Origin of the sequence: Vibrio brasiliensis LMG 20546 (assembly GCF_000189255.1) — a bacterium.
GTDB lineage: Bacteria > Pseudomonadota > Gammaproteobacteria > Enterobacterales > Vibrionaceae > Vibrio > Vibrio brasiliensis.
This window is the reverse complement of the sequence record NZ_AEVS01000063.1, coordinates 36,653-53,725: the sequence shown is the minus strand read 5'-3', so window position 1 is coordinate 53,725 and position 17,073 is coordinate 36,653. Positions and strand designations below refer to the sequence as shown.

14 protein-coding genes and 1 riboswitch are annotated in these 17,073 nt (G+C 45.1%); of the genes, 11 read left to right on the top strand and 3 right to left on the bottom strand.

Annotation, left to right across the window (positions count from 1 at the left end):
• Window positions 1–228: 228 nt before the first annotated feature.
• The 8 genes from RH46_RS10795 (at window position 229) to thiH (ending at window position 8,687) form a co-directional block, all read left to right on the top strand.
• Entirely contained in the window at window positions 229–1,611 is a 1,383-nt protein-coding gene (locus RH46_RS10795) for a multicopper oxidase family protein (RefSeq protein ID WP_006879475.1), read from the top strand.
• Between the two features lie 113 nt (window positions 1,612–1,724).
• On the top strand, window positions 1,725–2,108 hold the full coding sequence (gene crcB, locus RH46_RS10790) for a fluoride efflux transporter CrcB (RefSeq protein ID WP_006879474.1): 384 nt from the start codon (window positions 1,725–1,727) through the stop codon (window positions 2,106–2,108).
• An 82-nt stretch (window positions 2,109–2,190) separates the two neighbouring features.
• A riboswitch (TPP riboswitch) is annotated at window positions 2,191–2,289 on the top strand.
• 149 nt (window positions 2,290–2,438) lie between these two features.
• Window positions 2,439–4,379: a phosphomethylpyrimidine synthase ThiC gene (gene thiC / locus RH46_RS10785; protein ID WP_006879473.1), complete on the top strand. Its 1,941-nt coding sequence runs from the start codon at window positions 2,439–2,441 to the stop codon at window positions 4,377–4,379.
• On the top strand, window positions 4,379–5,716 hold the full coding sequence (locus RH46_RS10780; RefSeq protein ID WP_006879472.1) for a thiamine phosphate synthase: 1,338 nt from the start codon (window positions 4,379–4,381) through the stop codon (window positions 5,714–5,716). Before thiC ends, RH46_RS10780 begins: the two co-directional genes overlap by 1 nt.
• Window positions 5,709–6,509 carry a HesA/MoeB/ThiF family protein gene (locus RH46_RS10775; RefSeq protein ID WP_006879471.1) on the top strand — a complete coding sequence of 267 codons (801 nt, stop codon included), beginning with the start codon at window positions 5,709–5,711 and terminating at the stop codon, window positions 6,507–6,509. Before RH46_RS10780 ends, RH46_RS10775 begins: the two co-directional genes overlap by 8 nt.
• Window positions 6,506–6,769: a sulfur carrier protein ThiS gene (gene thiS / locus RH46_RS10770; protein WP_006879470.1), complete on the top strand. Its 264-nt coding sequence runs from the start codon at window positions 6,506–6,508 to the stop codon at window positions 6,767–6,769. The genes RH46_RS10775 and thiS overlap by 4 nt, the downstream gene beginning before the upstream one ends.
• A gap of 4 nt (window positions 6,770–6,773) precedes the next feature.
• Complete coding sequence (locus RH46_RS10765; protein WP_006879469.1) at window positions 6,774–7,544, top strand: thiazole synthase; 771 nt, start codon at window positions 6,774–6,776, stop codon at window positions 7,542–7,544.
• 15 nt (window positions 7,545–7,559) lie between these two features.
• On the top strand, window positions 7,560–8,687 hold the full coding sequence (gene thiH / locus RH46_RS10760) for a 2-iminoacetate synthase ThiH (RefSeq protein WP_006879468.1): 1,128 nt from the start codon (window positions 7,560–7,562) through the stop codon (window positions 8,685–8,687).
• A gap of 117 nt (window positions 8,688–8,804) precedes the next feature.
• Here thiH and RH46_RS10755 read toward each other — a convergent pair whose 3' ends face one another.
• Together RH46_RS10755 and RH46_RS10750 are read right to left on the bottom strand one after the other, a co-directional pair.
• Window positions 8,805–10,595, bottom strand: coding sequence for an aminopeptidase P family protein (locus tag RH46_RS10755; protein WP_006879467.1), 1,791 nt, complete (start codon window positions 10,593–10,595; stop codon window positions 8,805–8,807).
• 100 nt (window positions 10,596–10,695) lie between these two features.
• The gene (locus tag RH46_RS10750; RefSeq protein ID WP_006879466.1) at window positions 10,696–11,637 is read right to left on the bottom strand and encodes a LysR substrate-binding domain-containing protein; all 942 of its coding nucleotides are present in this window, start codon (window positions 11,635–11,637) and stop codon (window positions 10,696–10,698) included.
• A gap of 105 nt (window positions 11,638–11,742) precedes the next feature.
• On the opposite strand from RH46_RS10750, the gene RH46_RS10745 reads away from it, so the two are divergent.
• Together RH46_RS10745 and tsrA are read left to right on the top strand one after the other, a co-directional pair.
• A complete protein-coding gene (locus RH46_RS10745) occupies window positions 11,743–12,936 on the top strand; it encodes a multidrug effflux MFS transporter (protein ID WP_006879465.1) in 1,194 nt (397 codons plus the stop codon).
• 83 nt (window positions 12,937–13,019) lie between these two features.
• Window positions 13,020–13,304: an H-NS-like global regulator TsrA gene (gene tsrA / locus RH46_RS10740; RefSeq protein ID WP_006879464.1), complete on the top strand. Its 285-nt coding sequence runs from the start codon at window positions 13,020–13,022 to the stop codon at window positions 13,302–13,304.
• 39 nt (window positions 13,305–13,343) lie between these two features.
• Here tsrA and asnC read toward each other — a convergent pair whose 3' ends face one another.
• On the bottom strand, window positions 13,344–13,808 hold the full coding sequence (asnC, locus tag RH46_RS10735; RefSeq protein WP_006879463.1) for a transcriptional regulator AsnC: 465 nt from the start codon (window positions 13,806–13,808) through the stop codon (window positions 13,344–13,346).
• A 101-nt stretch (window positions 13,809–13,909) separates the two neighbouring features.
• On the opposite strand from asnC, the gene RH46_RS10730 reads away from it, so the two are divergent.
• A complete protein-coding gene (locus RH46_RS10730) occupies window positions 13,910–17,047 on the top strand; it encodes an EAL domain-containing protein (RefSeq protein WP_040895629.1) in 3,138 nt (1,045 codons plus the stop codon).
• Window positions 17,048–17,073: the final 26 nt, after the last annotated feature.

Sequence of the window (17,073 nt, the reverse complement as noted above, 5' to 3'; positions counted from 1 at the left end):
CCATACTTAAGAAGGCTCTAGTTGAAAGACTAGGGCCTTTTTGCTTTCTGCAATGCGCAGGTTTAATGCTAATTCGCAAAGCAGCGGATTCCGCTGATACCAAATGAATGTACGTGTCGGGAGTTCGAATCTCTTCATCTTTCTTAACTCCCATACTGATTATTTTATTGAGAATAATTCTTATTAATTTGTTATGTTATTGCTAATTCAGTTCATAAGGCAGTTACTATGGAAATTTCTCGTCGTCAGTTTCTCCAATCTTCTCTGGCTATTTCGGCTCTTGCTGTTCTTCCCGCTTGTACAGTCACTCAGTCTAAAGATGCTCAAGGTCGATATGTTTATGATTTGACGGCCGAGCCTGCTACAGCTGAGCTAGTTCCTGGTTATCAAACCAAAGTTCTTGGATTTAATGGTCAAATCCCAGCTCCTACGATTCGTTGTCGTCAAGGAGAGGAGGTAGTGATACGTTTTACCAACAAACTTGCCGAGCCAACCACGATTCATTGGCATGGGCTACGTATTCCTATTGAAATGGATGGTGTTCCTTTCTTAAGTCAGCCGCCAATCATGCCTGGCGAAACATTCGTGTATCGTTTTACTCCTCCCGATGCGGGAACATTCTGGTACCACCCACATATGAATAGTGTTAAGCAATTAGGGATGGGGCTGGTTGGCCTGATAATTGTCGAAGAGAGAGAACCTGTTAAGTTCGATGAAGAACACGACCTGATGTTGAAACACTGGCATTTGGATAAGCAAGGTCAGTGGAAAGACTTAATGATCCCGCGTCTTAGTGCCCGTATGGGTACGCCGGGAGAATGGAGTAGTGTTAACGGTGTTCATGAACCTACTTATACTCTTAAGGCTAACGCGACAACACGACTGCGTATTGCTAACGTTGATAACACGATAACTTATCCTATTGTTGTTGAAGGGGTTGACGCATGGGTCGTTGCTATTGATGGAAACCCTATAAAAACTCCCTATAAGCTCTCTCAGCATAAGATAGGGCCAGGGATGAGGGTTGATATCGCTTTTATTGCTCCAAAGCAAGGAGAGCGTGTTTACGTGCGTCAGATGAAAGGACGCTTTCCTTTTCCGTTATGCGCTTTTGATGTGATCCATTCTGATCTGCCCGATCACGCTGTGATCCCGACTATTCCTCTCAACCCTGTGGCAAAACTAGACTTACACAATGCTCTACAAATTGATTTTCTCTTTGAATGGGAAGGTGCAGTGACACCTGTTGGAAGTGATGGTAAGTCGGTGCCTAAATTTTGGTTAACCAATAAGCGCGCTTGGGAGGGGATGAGCAAAGATAATATTCCTGCACCTCTTGCGACACTTGAGCTTGGTAAGACTTATATTTTTAATCTCAAGAACGTCACCCAGTACCACCATCCAATTCATATACACGGTCATACCTTCACTGTTCTGGAGCTTGATGGTAAGAGCGTTGCTGAACCGTTCCATACTGATACTGTGCTACTTGGAAAAAACGGCAGTGCGAAAGCAGCTTTTGTTGCCGACAATCCTGGTCGTTGGATGTACCACTGTCATGTTATTGAGCATATGAAAACTGGTTTGATGGGATATATAGAAGTAAAGTGACTCCTGTAACTTTTTTAATTTCAAACTTTGTTTGATATTAGAGTCATGAATTTTTGTCGATTATTTGCCACTGAACGCTACAATAACAACCAGAAATTTATCTAGGGGGAGTTATGGGTCAACTTTCTATTCTTGGTTTTATCGCAATCGGTGGTGCTTTCGGTGCATGCTCTCGATATCTGATATCAGAATTATGTGTTGTGTTGCTAGGTCGAGGTTTTCCTTACGGGACGCTAACTGTTAACGTGGTTGGTTCTTTTATTATGGGTTTGTTGATTGCCGCGTTTGAGAATGAGTTGATCGCTACAGAGCCTTGGCGCCAAATTATCGGGCTTGGTTTTCTCGGAGCTCTGACGACCTTCTCCACTTTCTCTATGGATAACGTACTTCTGATGCAGCAGGGTGCATTTTTCAAGATGGGTCTCAATGTACTGCTCAACGTAGTGTTAAGTATTTCAGCGGCCTGGATCGGTTTTCAGCTTCTTATAAAGAGCTGATGATTAAAATTTATTCACTCATTTAACTTAACATTTATTGAACAGGTCGGCTTGGTTTAACCAAGCCGATTTTATATACTCAGTTCACTTGTCGGAGTGCCTTAAGGCTGAGACCGTTAATTCGGGATCCGTTGAACCTGATCAGATTAGAATCTGCGAAGGGAACAAGAGAAGATATCTATACCAGTATCATGCTGGTCTTTTATCAAATATCGAACCTGCAAACAGTTATATATTTACTACTGTTTTCGATACCTCTTGTCGCATCTTTCCGCCAAGCATTTTTATCCAAAATCTTTTTATCTAGAATAACAAGCAAGGAAAAATGCTATGTCGAATCGCAAACAAGCGAGACTGGAAGCTAAACAATTCATCGATACGCTGTCTGTCCAACCGTATCCTAATTCTCAAAAAGTGTATGTAGAGGGCTCTCGCCCTGATATTCAGGTACCGATGCGTGAAATCGCACTTGCTGACAGCCTTGTCGGTGGTAGCAAAGAAGAGCCAATCTTCGAGCCCAATGAGCCAGTGCGCGTCTATGACACTTCCGGTGTCTATACTGACCCCAACCATGAGATTGATCTATATAACGGCCTGCCAAAGCTTAGAGAGGCCTGGATTGCAGAACGTAGCGATACTGAAGTACTAGACGATGTAAGCTCGGTATACACGAAACAGCGATTAGAAGATGAAACTTTAGATGACCTTCGTTATGGAAACCTTCCTCGTATTCGACGCGCTAAACAAGGTCAATGTGTTACTCAGCTTCACTATGCACGTAAAGGAGTCATTACTCCTGAAATGGAGTACATCGCACTACGTGAAAATATGGGACGCGCAAAGTATCGTGATGAGGTGTTAAACCAACAGCACCCGGGACAGAGCTTTGGTGCCAATCTACCAAAGGATATTACCGCTGAGTTCGTTCGTGATGAAGTGGCTCAGGGTCGTGCGATCATTCCATCAAACATCAACCACCCAGAATCTGAACCTATGATTATCGGCCGTAACTTCTTGGTTAAGGTCAACGCCAATATAGGTAACTCCTCGGTGACTTCTTCAATTGAAGAGGAAGTAGAAAAGCTGGTATGGGCGACTCGCTGGGGTGGCGATACAGTGATGGATCTGTCTACAGGTCGTAATATCCACGAAACCCGCGAATGGATTCTTCGCAACAGCCCCGTGCCGATTGGTACGGTTCCTATGTATCAGGCGTTGGAAAAAGTTAATGGTATTGCTGAAAACCTCAACTGGGAAGTGATGCGCGATACGTTAATTGAGCAAGCAGAGCAGGGGGTAGACTACTTTACTATTCACGCCGGCTTGTTACTTCGTTATGTACCAATGACAGCTAAGCGTGTTACAGGCATTGTTTCTCGTGGTGGATCTATTATCGCGAAGTGGTGTCTGGCTCATCACCAAGAGAGTTTCCTGTACACCAATTTCCGAGAGATATGTGAAATCTGTGCTAAGTACGACGTCGCGCTTTCACTAGGTGATGGTCTTCGCCCTGGCTCTGTTGCTGATGCCAATGATGAAGCGCAGTTTGCAGAGTTACGTACTCTTGGTGAACTGACTAAGATCGCCTGGGAATACGATGTTCAGGTAATCATTGAAGGTCCGGGTCATGTTCCAATGCACATGATCAAAGAGAACATGGAAGAGCAGTTAGAGCACTGTCATGAAGCGCCTTTTTATACCCTTGGTCCGCTTACAACAGATATCGCCCCTGGATATGACCATATTACTTCAGGTATAGGTGCTGCGATGATCGGTTGGTATGGATGTGCGATGCTCTGTTACGTCACACCAAAAGAGCACTTGGGCTTACCTAATAAAGAAGATGTTAAGACAGGGATGATCACTTATAAGCTTGCAGCGCACGCGGCTGATTTAGCAAAAGGCCATCCTGGTGCTCAGGTTCGTGATAACGCACTATCAAAAGCTCGTTTTGAGTTCCGCTGGGAAGACCAATTTAACTTGGCTCTTGACCCAGATACTGCTCGTGCTTTCCACGATGAAACTCTGCCACAAGAGTCGGGCAAGGTTGCTCACTTCTGTTCTATGTGTGGTCCTAAGTTCTGTTCTATGAAGATCTCACAGGAAGTTCGCGAGTACGCTAAGGACACTGAACAGGTAGCTGCCGATCAAGCAATATCAATCAAAATGCTTGATGACCCACTGGAAGGAATGCGTCAGAAATCTGAAGAGTTTCGTTCTACAGGCTCAGAGTTATACCACCCAGCGGTTCAACCTGAGGTAGCCGAGTAGTGACTAAAATCCTATTACCCTCGTCATATGTCGAACTGACGGGGGATGTTCAGCAATGTTTGTTGTTGGCAAAGGAGCAGGGTTTTAGTATCGATTCTATTGAGTTGGGCGTGAGCCCAACTCAGTTGATTCAACTTGTTCAAGGCCAGCAGATAACAAGTATATCGACCGACTTAAATGTTGAAGAAAGAGCCTTAGATTTGGCTGATTATGTTTTTGTATATCGCTCAAATATCTTAGTCGAACACTATCTTCAGCAAACGCGTAACGCAATATTTATTGGTATCCAAGATGTCGATTCTACTCAGAGGGATAGAGATTATTCGCAGTTTGATATCTGGCGTCACCCATCGACGAACGAGGTAAGGGCTTTATCTGTCCTATTGGACAGCTGTGCTAATACTGCTCCAGAGTATCATCTTTGCTGGGTGCTTACGCTGCTAGCATTAGATTTCCCTTTAGAGGATTCACTAACACTGGCGAGAGCGATGCAGGCATCTGCTAAGAGTGTTTCACGTGAAACACTTTCTTCTCGCGCATGGAGAATCGTTGACGCTTGGCCTGCCCAATACAGTGACTTTCCAACACCAGTACTAGAAGATAACAGAATCGGCATCAAAGTTGGTTGGCATGCGGGGCGCGATCTATCCCCGTTTGAGACCTTATCTGAATCCAGTCTGGGCTTATATCCGGTAGTTGATGATGTTGATTGGATAGAGCGGTTACTTCCGATGGGAGTAACGACTATTCAGCTACGTATCAAGAATCCTGATCAGGATGATTTAGAACAGCAGATAAAGAAGGCGATTGATTTGGGGCGCCAGCATAATGCTCAGGTGTTCATCAATGACTATTGGCAGCTCGCGATTAAACATGGCGCGTTTGGTGTACATCTAGGTCAGGAAGACATAGAACAATCAAACTTGAGCCAACTTAATCATGCGGGGATCTGCTTAGGTTTATCCACCCATGGATATTACGAGCTACTGCGCATCGTTCAAATTTCTCCTAGTTACATTGCCTTAGGGCATATCTTTCCCACTACCACCAAACAGATGCCTTCACAGCCTCAGGGGGTAGTTAGGTTAGCTTTGTACCAGAAATTGATAGACAGCATTCCTTACGGGGATAGGACCGGCGTTCCTACTGTGGCGATTGGTGGAATCGATCAGTCAAATGCTGACGAGGTTTGGCAATGTGGGGTTACTAGTTTAGCGGTAGTTCGAGCAATAACCTTAGCTAAATCACCACAGCAAGTGATTGAGTTTTTTAATCAACTTATGGGCAGCAATTTGATTGGTGCAACAGAGCATAAGGAGGTGATTGAGCATGCTTAGTGATCAGGCATTTGTTCGATATCAGCGCCAGATTGCTCTACCTGAAATTGGCGAATCTGGCCAACGTGACCTAAACAACGCGCATGTCTTAATCATAGGTTGTGGTGGTTTAGGAAGTGCAGCCAGTTTGTACCTGGCATCTGCAGGTGTTGGAAAGTTGGTTATCGTTGATGATGATAAAGTGGAAGCAAGCAATCTACAGAGACAAATCATCTATCGCCAAAACCAGATTGGACAGCTAAAAACCACCGCCGCGTCTGACCAGCTATTGGCCGTTAATCCCGATACAAGAATCAGAACTCTAGACAAGCGCATGGATAAACCGCAGCTGGAGCTTGAAGTTATGCTTGCAGATGTTGTTCTCGACTGCAGCGACAACATGCCAACCAGACAAATGGTTAATCAAGTTTGTTTTGAACAGAATACACCACTAATTACAGCAGCAGCGATTGGCTGGCAGGGACAGTTCAGTGTCTTTGATTACCGTGATGGTGAGAGTAAAGCTAACGCATGCTACCGGTGTCTCTTTCCGTTTAACGAGCTTAAGCAAGCGAGCAAATGCAGCGATAGCGGAGTACTCGGTCCTGTTGTCGGCACGCTTGGAAACTATCAAGCCATCGCCGCAATTCAGTTACTCGCCACTGGGCAATTTATCGTAGCTACAGAGATGCTTCATCTGTTCAACGGCTTAACCCTTGAGTGGAAAACTCTGGCGATTAGTCAAGATAGTCATTGTTCGGTGTGTGGAACTAGCGAACAAGACGCTAATTACTTATGCGAGAAACCATTATGAATTCATCACTTCAAACATCCGAGTCGCAATGCTCTGACGTTCACTCTAGCAGCAAGAAAATAGTAATCGCTATTAATGATGCACCACAGCAAGTGCCTTTGGGTAGTAACTTACAATCGATTATTGACCAGTTTTCTTTGGCTGATACAGGCTATGTTTTTGCAATCAACAATCAGGTAGTGCCACGCAGTGAATGGAATAGCACTATGCTCATTGAGGGTGACAGCATCTCCCTGTTTCAAGCGATAGCAGGGGGTTAACAGTATGCTCAAGATAGCAGATAAACAATTTGAGTCGCGTCTTTTTACCGGTACAGGCAAATTCTCTAATAGTGACTTAATGGCGAAAGCGATTAAGGCATCCTGTTCACAACTGGCTACCATGGCATTAAAACGTGTTGACGTTAATGATCAGCAAGATGATATTTTGCAGCCCCTAATAGCTGCCGGAGTCAATCTGTTGCCCAACACTTCAGGGGCAAAGACTGCAAAGGACGCCATTTTTGCAGCTCATCTTGCGCGAGAAGCTTTGGCGACCAATTGGCTTAAGCTGGAGATTCACCCCGACCCAAAATACCTGATGCCCGATCCTATTGAGACCTTGGCCGCGGCTGAGCAACTGGTAAAAGATGGCTTTGTTGTTCTGCCATACTGCCATGCTGATCCAGTTTTATGTAAGCGTCTGGAAGAAGTTGGTTGTGCGGCGGTCATGCCTCTTGGCGCTCCAATAGGAACAAACAAGGGTGTGGTTTCTCAGGATTTCCTGGAAATTATTATTGATCAAGCTAATGTGCCTGTCGTTGTTGACGCTGGTATAGGCGCACCTTCGCACGCTGCTCGTGCAATGGAAATGGGTGCTGATGCGGTACTTGTAAACACAGCAATCGCATCATCAAGCGATCCTGTCGCTATGGCACGTGCGTTCAAAATGGCAGTTGAGTCCGGACGTATGGCGTATGAAGCCGGGTTGGCAGGCAGGGTAAATTATGCCGTAGCTTCCAGTCCATTGACCTCGTTCCTCGATGAGATGTCGTAACCACAGGGGAAACAAATGAGTTTTGTTGAACAGTTTAAGCAACTAAATTGGCATGATATATCTATGTCTATTTATGCCAAAACAGCTCAAGATGTGGAAGTTGCCCTCAGTAAACCAAAGCGTAACCTTGAAGATTTTAAGGCTCTGATTTCTCCCGCAGCTGAACCTTATCTTGAGCAGATGGCACAGCTTTCTTACTCAGCCACCCGTAATCGTTTCGGCAATACGATGTCGCTCTATATTCCTCTTTATCTCTCTAACTTGTGTGCCAATGCGTGTACCTATTGCGGGTTCTCGATGGAGAACCGCATCAAGCGCAGGACGCTAAACAAGCAAGAAGTCGAGGATGAGGTTAAAGCAATCAAGGAGATGAAGTTCGACAGTGTATTGCTTGTAACCGGTGAGCATGAAACTAAGGTTGGGATGAATTACTTCCGCGAAATGGTGCCGCTGATAAAGCAGCAATTCAATTATCTCGCGATGGAAGTTCAGCCTTTAAATCAGCAGGATTACGCGGAGCTAAAAACACTCGGCTTAGATGCTGTGATGGTCTATCAGGAAACTTATAATCCTTCTACTTATGCTCGACACCACCTGAGGGGCAACAAGATGGATTTTGACTATCGTCTTGATACTCCAGACAGGTTAGCTAGGGCAGGAATCGACAAAATTGGCATTGGCGCTTTGATAGGATTGGATGAGTGGCGCACGGACTGCTTCTATGTTGCAGCTCATCTGGAGTATCTAGAACGCACCTATTGGCAGACAAGATATTCGATTTCATTTCCTCGCTTACGTCCATGTGAAGGGGAAAGTTCGAACAACCTGTTACAACCTAAGTCCGTGATGACAGACAAACAACTGGTTCAGTTGATATGTGCTTATCGTCTACTAAACCCTGAAGTAGAGTTGTCTCTATCCACACGTGAGTCACCAATGTTTAGAGACAATGTATTACCTTTAGGGATTACCAGTATGTCTGCGGCTTCGAAGACTCAGCCTGGCGGATACGCCTCGGATGAAGTCGAACTAGAGCAGTTTGAAATCAGTGACGAAAGAAGTGCAGCATCTGTTGAGTCAATGATAAGAGCTAAGGGCTTTGACCCTGTTTGGCGTGATTGGCACTCTGCGTATTCCGGATAGAAACAAGCAAGTAGTGTTTCACGTGAAACATCCAGACGTGTAGGATCGCATTAGATTCGTTATATAAAAAAGGCTCTCCATTGGAGAGCCTTTTGCTATCTAGTAAAAGAGCTAAGACTAGCAGTGAGCCAATGGCTGAGTTGCTGTTTCTAGCCACTGTTTAACTTCACCTTCAACCAGTGGACTGATGTCATCCCATACCTTTTGATGATAATCGTTAAGCCACTTAAGCTCTGGACGAGTCAGCATATCGACATTGATGTTTCGTACGTCAATTGGACAGCGAGTTAGTGATTCAAACGAAAGCACTGGGAAGTCGCCATTTGTTTCTGTCTCGACAACCAGCTCAAGGTTTTCGATACGAATACCAAATGCATCGGCACGGTAGTAACCAGGTTCGTTAGATAGCACCATGCCTTTAGTGATAGGGACATCGATTTGCTTCTTAGAAATGCTTGCTGGACCTTCGTGAACACTTAGGAAGTGACCGACACCATGACCAGTACCATGATCGTAATCGTAACCTTCTGCCCATAAGTGCTGACGCGCTAAAGTATCGATTTGGTAACCACGAGTACCTTTAGGGAAACGTGCTCGGGCAACACCAATATGACCTTTTAGGGCAAGAGTGAATTGATTAATCATCTCATTAGTTGGCTGACCGATCGCAACGGTACGAGTGATATCTGTTGTACCGTCTAAGTACTGGCCACCTGAATCGACTAAGTAAAGAGTGTTAAGTTCTAACTTACCAGGTTCAGGTTGGTTCTCATGGTTGTAGTGACACATTGCAGCGTTGCCACCTGCAGCAGAGATGGTGTCAAAACTCAGATCCATAAGGGATGGATCTTGCTGTCTGAAGCTTTCCAGCTTATCTGACAGAATCGCTTCATCGTGTAGGTTATTCGCAGCGACTTCAGCATCAAGCCAAGTTAAGAATTTACACATCGCGACACCATCGCGAATATGACACGCTTTCATGCCTGCAATCTCGACTTCATTCTTGGCTGCTTTTGGCATCAGACAAGGGTCTGCCGCACTAATTACTGTTGCGCCAGAGTTTTGCAGAACTAGCTTAAACCACGCATTACTCGTTGATGGGTCGAGCAGTACTTTCTTGCCAGATAAAGCTTCAACTCGTGCTTGAAGTGAATCAGGGTGGTGGACAGTGACACCGCTGCCTACATGGCTAGCGAAGTCATCAGAAAGACGAGCTGGATCGAGGAAGAACTCGACGCTTGAATCCGCATGAATGATTGCATGTGACAGCAAAACAGGTAGGCGCGATACATCAAGACCACGAACGTTAAGCAGCCAACAGACAGAGTCTAGTGCGGTAATAACCGCTGCGTCGCCGCCAGCTTTAGTTACAAGTTGTGCGATTTCCTGACGTTTACTTTCGCTAGATTGGCCTACAGACTCTGTTGCCATAAGACGAACATCTGAAATAACAGGTGTTGGGCGATCGTGCCACAGTTGATCGATAGGATTACTGTCTAAAATTGTAAGCTCAATTTTACCAGCCAGCTTCGACTGAGCTGCTTCTAGCCACGCTGAATTGTGCATACGTGGGTCAATTGCGACTGAACCACCAGAATTAAGGTGAGTTTGAATCCAATCCAGAGCCGGCTCTTCGATCAAATGGCGGTATTCAAACAGCTCAGAAGGTACCTGTTTAGTGACCTGAACCGTATAGCGCCCATCTACGAAAATCGCTGCTTTCTCTTGAGTAATTACTGCTGCGCCAGCTGAACCTGTGAAACCTGTTAGCCAGTGAAGACGCTCGTTATGAGCCGGAACATATTCACCTAAATACTCGTCTTCATGTGGAACGAGCAGGGCATCAATATTGTGCTGCGCTAGCCATTGTCGAATCGCAGTCAAACGCTGCTCTGTAGTAGTTAGCATCTGTGTTAATCCTTCATTTTGGTATGGGTGTCCATTTAGACGATGATTCACTCAATTGGACGATGCGAATAAGCTACTCTTTTTACCGTCAGCCTGCAAATTATCTAAGCGCTGTGGTTTTATCCCGAATGATTTGTCGTAACCAGGACAATGCAGGGTCATTTTCTCTGTCGCGGTGCCAAAACAGCGTGTAAGCCATAGGAGGGAATTCCATAGGTAGTGGAAGCACAGTTGAATCTAGTTGCTTTGAGGCAAGCTTAACGAAATGACTGGGAGCGGTAAAAACGAAATCGGTGTAAGAGCACAAGCTAGCGGCACTATTAAAGTCGGGTACAGTAATGGCAATGTCGCGTTCTTTACCTATGTCCGCCAAACGGTAGTCTAGTAGCCATCGCTCATTGCCATCACATCGCACTTGTACATGGCGTTGCGCTAAAAAGTTATCTAAGTTCCAGGTTTGGTTCAATGCGGGATGGTCTTTGCGTACTAAACACATTTGGTTATCGCGATAGATTTCCTGCTCACAGATATCATTGGGAGGCAGCATGGTGAGCTTTGCATCATTGATATCGATATCCTTGCCTGTTATTCCCAAATCAATCTCGCCCCGTTGAATTTGGCGAAAAGTATCTTCAGACCAGGCATGGGTACTAATGGTCACACCGGGAGCACGATTAAATATCTCAGGCAAAAAGTGGGGCAAAATCAGAGGGTAAACACTCTCTACTGCAGCGATTTGATAGCGGTAGTCACTCGAGCTTGGTGAGAATTGCTCTGGTTGTGTTAACTGCTCAAGTTGGTTAATTAGTATTTCAAGCTTCGGTTTTAGAAACAGCGCTTTTGGTGTTGGCTTCAATCCATGAGCGTGACGAACAAATAGAGGGTCATCAAACTGAACTCTTAGCTTGGCAAGATTTTTACTGACTGCAGACTGACTTAAGCAGAGCCTATGTGCTGCTCGCGTAACATTGAGTTCTTCGATCAGAACCCGTAAACAAACCAACAAATTCAGATCAATTCGAGCAAGTTTCTCTATATTCATGAGTAATTCTCTGGGGGAATAACTTTGATGACAATACGTCATTAGTAGGCATATCTAGTTTAGCCTACTATATAGGCAATTTCATCATGCGCAGCGGAGAATCACGTGCAGTCGGCAACTTACAATGATCCAACAAAGAGTCAATTAGTACTACTTACACTACTGGTGCTATTTAGCCCTTTGGCCATCGATATCTATCTACCTGCACTACCACTGATTTCATCAACGTTCCACGTGGAACACGCGCTAGCGCAAGACACAATTACATGGTTCTTATTTGCTATGGGTGTAGGCCAGCTTTTTGCTGGTCCATTGGCAGATAAACTAGGACGTCGAACTGTTGCATTGGGAGGGGTTAGTATCTACGCGATGAGCGCTTTATTGGCGTGGAGTGCTCAAAACATAGAGTGGATGCTCGTCTCTCGTTTGCTACAAGGCTTAGGTGCGTGCGCGACATCGGTAGCAGCCTTTGCAACAGTTCGCGATATATTCGGTCCGCAGAAAAGCGGTAAAATGATCAGCTATCTAAATGGTGCTATCTGCTTTATTCCGGCACTTGCCCCAATTCTTGGTAGCTGGTTAACCCAGCAATTTGGTTGGCGTTCAAACTTCAGCTTTATGGCTGGCTTTGCTGTAGTAGTACTAGTGATGTTATGGATGGGGTTGAAAGAAACAAATCCACAACTGAGCAAAGAGCCGGTATTCAAACTCAATCGCTACTTAGATGTTATTAAAACACCTTCGTTTCTTTTCCACGCGACCTTGTGCATGTTAGCGATGGCAGTGATCCTAGGCTATGTAACATCAGCACCAGTTGTTCTGATGGAAAACCTAGGGTTAACCATGAATGAGTTCACCATGTGGTTCGGAATCAATGCTGCAATAAACATCATCGCATGTATGAGTGCTCCTAAGTTTATGGACCGATTCGGTACCCATATGGCACTAACCGTAGGTATTGTGACGTTAATCGTTGCTGGTTTGGTGATGCTTATGCTTAATGGCCAAGCAACCGCAATGGCGTTTATGTTGCCAATTTTCATGTCATCGATAGGCTTCGCATGGATTCTTGGTGCAGCAGCAGGCAAAGCGCTGGCTCCATTTGGCGACAAAGCAGGAACAGCGGCGGCACTGTTGGGTCTGTTCCAGATGAGCGGTTCGGGTCTGGTAGTGGGTACGGTTCAACGTTTAGGAATGGAACCTCAGATCATGATTGCGACACTGATGATTATTATCGCACCGGCGTTAGCTATTCTTTGGTCGAGAAAGGGCCGAGACTGGCATCATGCGATGGCTTAATTAACTTAGACAAGCTTTGATAAATAAATAAAACGATGTATATTTGAGCTTCTTATATCGAGATGTGTGGATAAATCGCTACGATGTCAATGACGACTTATGAAATGGCTCGTCTTCTGGAGCAACTAGAAGATTCTCCGGAAAAAATTATGTTTGGTAAATTGTTGAGTGAATTGGGTAACCAAAGTGGTGAGCGCATTCGCAGTGCAGCAAAACAAGTGCCACTACCAATTCTTCGCGATATGGTTTATCAGTTTCAACAGGTAATTGAGTCTCGCAAAGGTGAGCAGGTCGAGTCTCTGGCTAAAGAGATTGCTGACCAGGGAATATCTGTGGAAGATCTTAAAAAGTACCTTGCTGAAAAATAGCAGATTACTCAATTGAAAAACTCGCCTCGGCGAGTTTTTTTATGGGTTAACGTTGCGGTTGATAGGGTTTTGCAGCGAAATCAGCGTCTCAGTTGATTGCACTTCGTCAATCGCTTGCAGCTTATCGATAAGTACGTACTGCAATTCTTCAATTGAACGACACATCAACTTGACGAAGATATTATAGGCACCTGTGGTGTAGTAGGCTTCAACCACTTCCTCAAGTGCATTGAGTTTTTCCAACGCTGAGTGGTAGTCACGCGCAGCGTTAAGGTTGATTCCAATAAAGCAACACACGTCGTAACCGAGCTTTTTGGTATCAACGATCACCTCCGTTCCCTGAATGATATCCGCAGATTTCATCTTCTCGATGCGGACGTGAATCGTCGCCGGACTCACTTCAAATAGCTTGGCCATTTCTGCATAGGGAGTACGTGCATCTTCCATCAGTGTTTTGAGGATAGCTTTGTCTAAGTCATCTAGCTTAATATTATGAGCCTGCATGTAACTCCTTGTAATTCACGTAATTGTTACGGCTTTAGTACAAACTATCACCAGTGGTGATACAATAGTAATTATAATTTTTGGTACTGAGACACATTTTAGTGCGTTTATGTCTATTCCTTCTAGCGATAATTTGTAGTTCGTTTACCCAGGCGCATGATAAAGATGTGCTGATAGTTCATTCCTACCATCAAGGCTTTTTCTGGACGGATGCCTTCCAACATGGGCTGGATACCCAGCTAAAGGGCTCGGGAATTCCGACCCGGGTTCTCTATCTGGATAGCAAGCGAATTCAGAATGACACTTACTTTGAACGCTTGTACCAACTCTACAAAACCAAGTTCGAGCAAGAGAACTTTCAGGCGATCGTTGTTAGTGACAACAACGCGCTGAAGCTAATGAACCAGCTGGCTGATGAGATTGGTGATGTGCCGGTTATATTTGGTGGAATAAACAATTACATCCCTGAACTGCATAACAACTTAAATGCCACTGGAGTCGTAGAAGATATTGATCTATTTAGTAATATCTCTCTGATTGAGCGAATCCAGCCTCAGGTAAAGTTAATACACATCGTCAGTGACCATTCTGTAAGCGGTGAAGCGGTACGACAACAAGTTGGTCAATTTCTCTCTGACCATCCACAATATCGTGACCAAATTGTTTCCTATATTCCGGATAGCTATGAGCGACTGTTAGAGCATCTGTCTAAACTCGGTCTTCGTGATGCAGTCTTGTTCTCGCTTTATGATCGTGAAATTGGCGGTGAGTTAGTTGCGGAACATGATAAATGGAAACGTCTCAACGAAGTGTCAAAAGCACCGGTTTATATGGTGCGCGATCTTGCTTTAGGGCATGGTGCTGTCGGGGGCGTAGTGCAAAGCGGGTTTCAACACGGGCAATTAGTGGCTGAGCTACTTATGGCAGCACTTGATAACCCTAACGCGACGTTACCAAGCGTTAAGCACGGTATCCCTCAGGTTAAGCTCGACTATCAGGCAGTGACTAAATGGGGGCTGGGTATTGATGGTGAAGAGGACTCATCACTGTTTAATAAGCCACTAGACTTCGCTGACCGATATGCCCATGAGCTTAAAGCTATCGGTAGTATTACCATCTTCCTTACGGTAGTGATCATGGTGTTGGTCTACTACTTGAGCCGCATAAAGCGCAGCGAACAATTGGCGAAAGAGAGTCAGACACTGATTGAAATGGTCTTTGACCAAAGCTATCACTTTATCGGCGTACTCGATCCACAAGGGTGTATCACCTCAAGTAACAGTAAGCTGCAAGAGTTACTCTATCACCAAGACTTTAGCATTGACCGTCCTATCTGGCAGCATCGCCATTGGGAGGCGGAAGCAGCTAAACAGCTTCAGTTGTTCTTCCAACAACAATCAGATGACTCAGCGACCCAGTTTGAAGCTGAAATCTGGCATGCTGAACATGGCTCTATGGTGTTAGAAGTCGCGCTAAAACCTATCCCTTCACTTCAGGGCGGTAAGCAATACCTACTTGAAGCTCGTGATGTAACGTCGAGAAAGATAACCGAAGAGCGTCTCTACCAACGTGAAGCGAATCTCAGTCACTACTATGACCAGCAACCGGTGATGATGGTGACCTTAGATGAGCAGAATCGCGTCCAGCAGGTCAATCAGTTTGCTGAGCAGTTGTTAGGTTACAAGTCAGATCAACTGTTAGGCCATCGTTTGAAAGAGTTTTACCTCAATTCTGATGCGTTAATTGCAAGGCAGGTACTGCTACAGCCCAAGCAAGCTATAAAAGGTGTCTGGCGCCGTGACATCGAATATCGACACGCTAATGGAAACACCGTTTGGGTACGAGAGAACATAAGACCACTGGTCGAGTCAGGTCATATCCTAATCGTTGGTGAAGATGTCACTGAGACCCGTAAGCTTTCGGAACAGTTACAATATCAGGCACAGCATGACCTGCTGACTGGAACTTTTAGTCGTAACTATTTTGAACGAGAGCTCGAAAAAGCGTTGCGTGAAGTGGCGAGTTACACTCGAACTCATGCGATGTTGTATATCGACCTCGACCAGCTCAAAGTACTCAATGATACTGCCGGACATGAAGCGGGTGATGCTGCTATTCAGTTTTGTGCCAGCATGTTAGAAGAGGTGTTGCCGTATAACTCGATATTGGCGCGTATGGGTGGCGATGAGTTTGCGATTCTTCTCAAAGACTGTACTGAACTCGATGTGAAAAAGGTCGCGGGCACCATAATCACTACGCTCAGTGAACACGCCTTTATTTGGGAAGATATACGTCTCAATCTTAACTGCTCAATCGGTATTCGCTTAATTGACCATACTGCGTCATCGCCACAAATGGTTCATGCCCAAGCTGATACCGCGTGTCACGTTGCCAAAGAAGAAGGCCGCAACCGCTACAGCATGTACTGCCTCGATGATAAAGAACTGCGTCGACGAGAGCAGGAGATGGAGAGTGTCAATCTGGTCCATGACGCGCTTGCGAACCAACGAATAGAACTGTTTGCCCAGCAAATTCTGGATTTGACTGGAGAAGAGCAGGGAATGCACTTTGAAATTCTGATTCGAATTAAGAATGCTGAGGGTGAATACATTTCTCCTGGCATCTTTATGCCTGCATCAGAACGCTACAATATCGCTCATCTGCTTGATAAGCAGGTTGTCACCCAAGCTTTGGATTATCTGTCTGGTAACCCTGAAGTACTGGAACATCTAAACACATGCTCAATCAACCTGTCAGGGCATTCGATGGGTAACAAGGAGTTTATTCGCTTCTTGTTAGACAAGCTGTCACAGTCATCAGTGCCTTGCGACAAGATCTGTCTGGAGATCACTGAAACGGCAGCGATGAGCAATATGAACCAAGCGATTGAGTTCTTCACCCAACTAAAAGCGTTAGGTTGCCAAATCGCGTTGGATGACTTTGGTTCTGGTCTGTCATCGTTTGGTTACCTGAAAAAACTGCCAGTCGATGTTGTGAAGATTGATGGCATATTTGTCAGGGATATTGATGTCAATGAGATGGATCACCTGATGGTTAGGTCGATTAATGATCTTGCACGCCAGATGGGTAAGAAGACGGTTGCCGAGTTTGTTGAGAACACACATATCATTGAACAGTTGATGGAGCTTGGGGTTGATTACGCTCAGGGATATATAATAGGTAAGCCAAAACCTTTAGCTGAGCTGATCGAAGAGTTAATGGTGACACAGAAACCTTAGTACCGTTGTTGAAAATCCAGTAAACT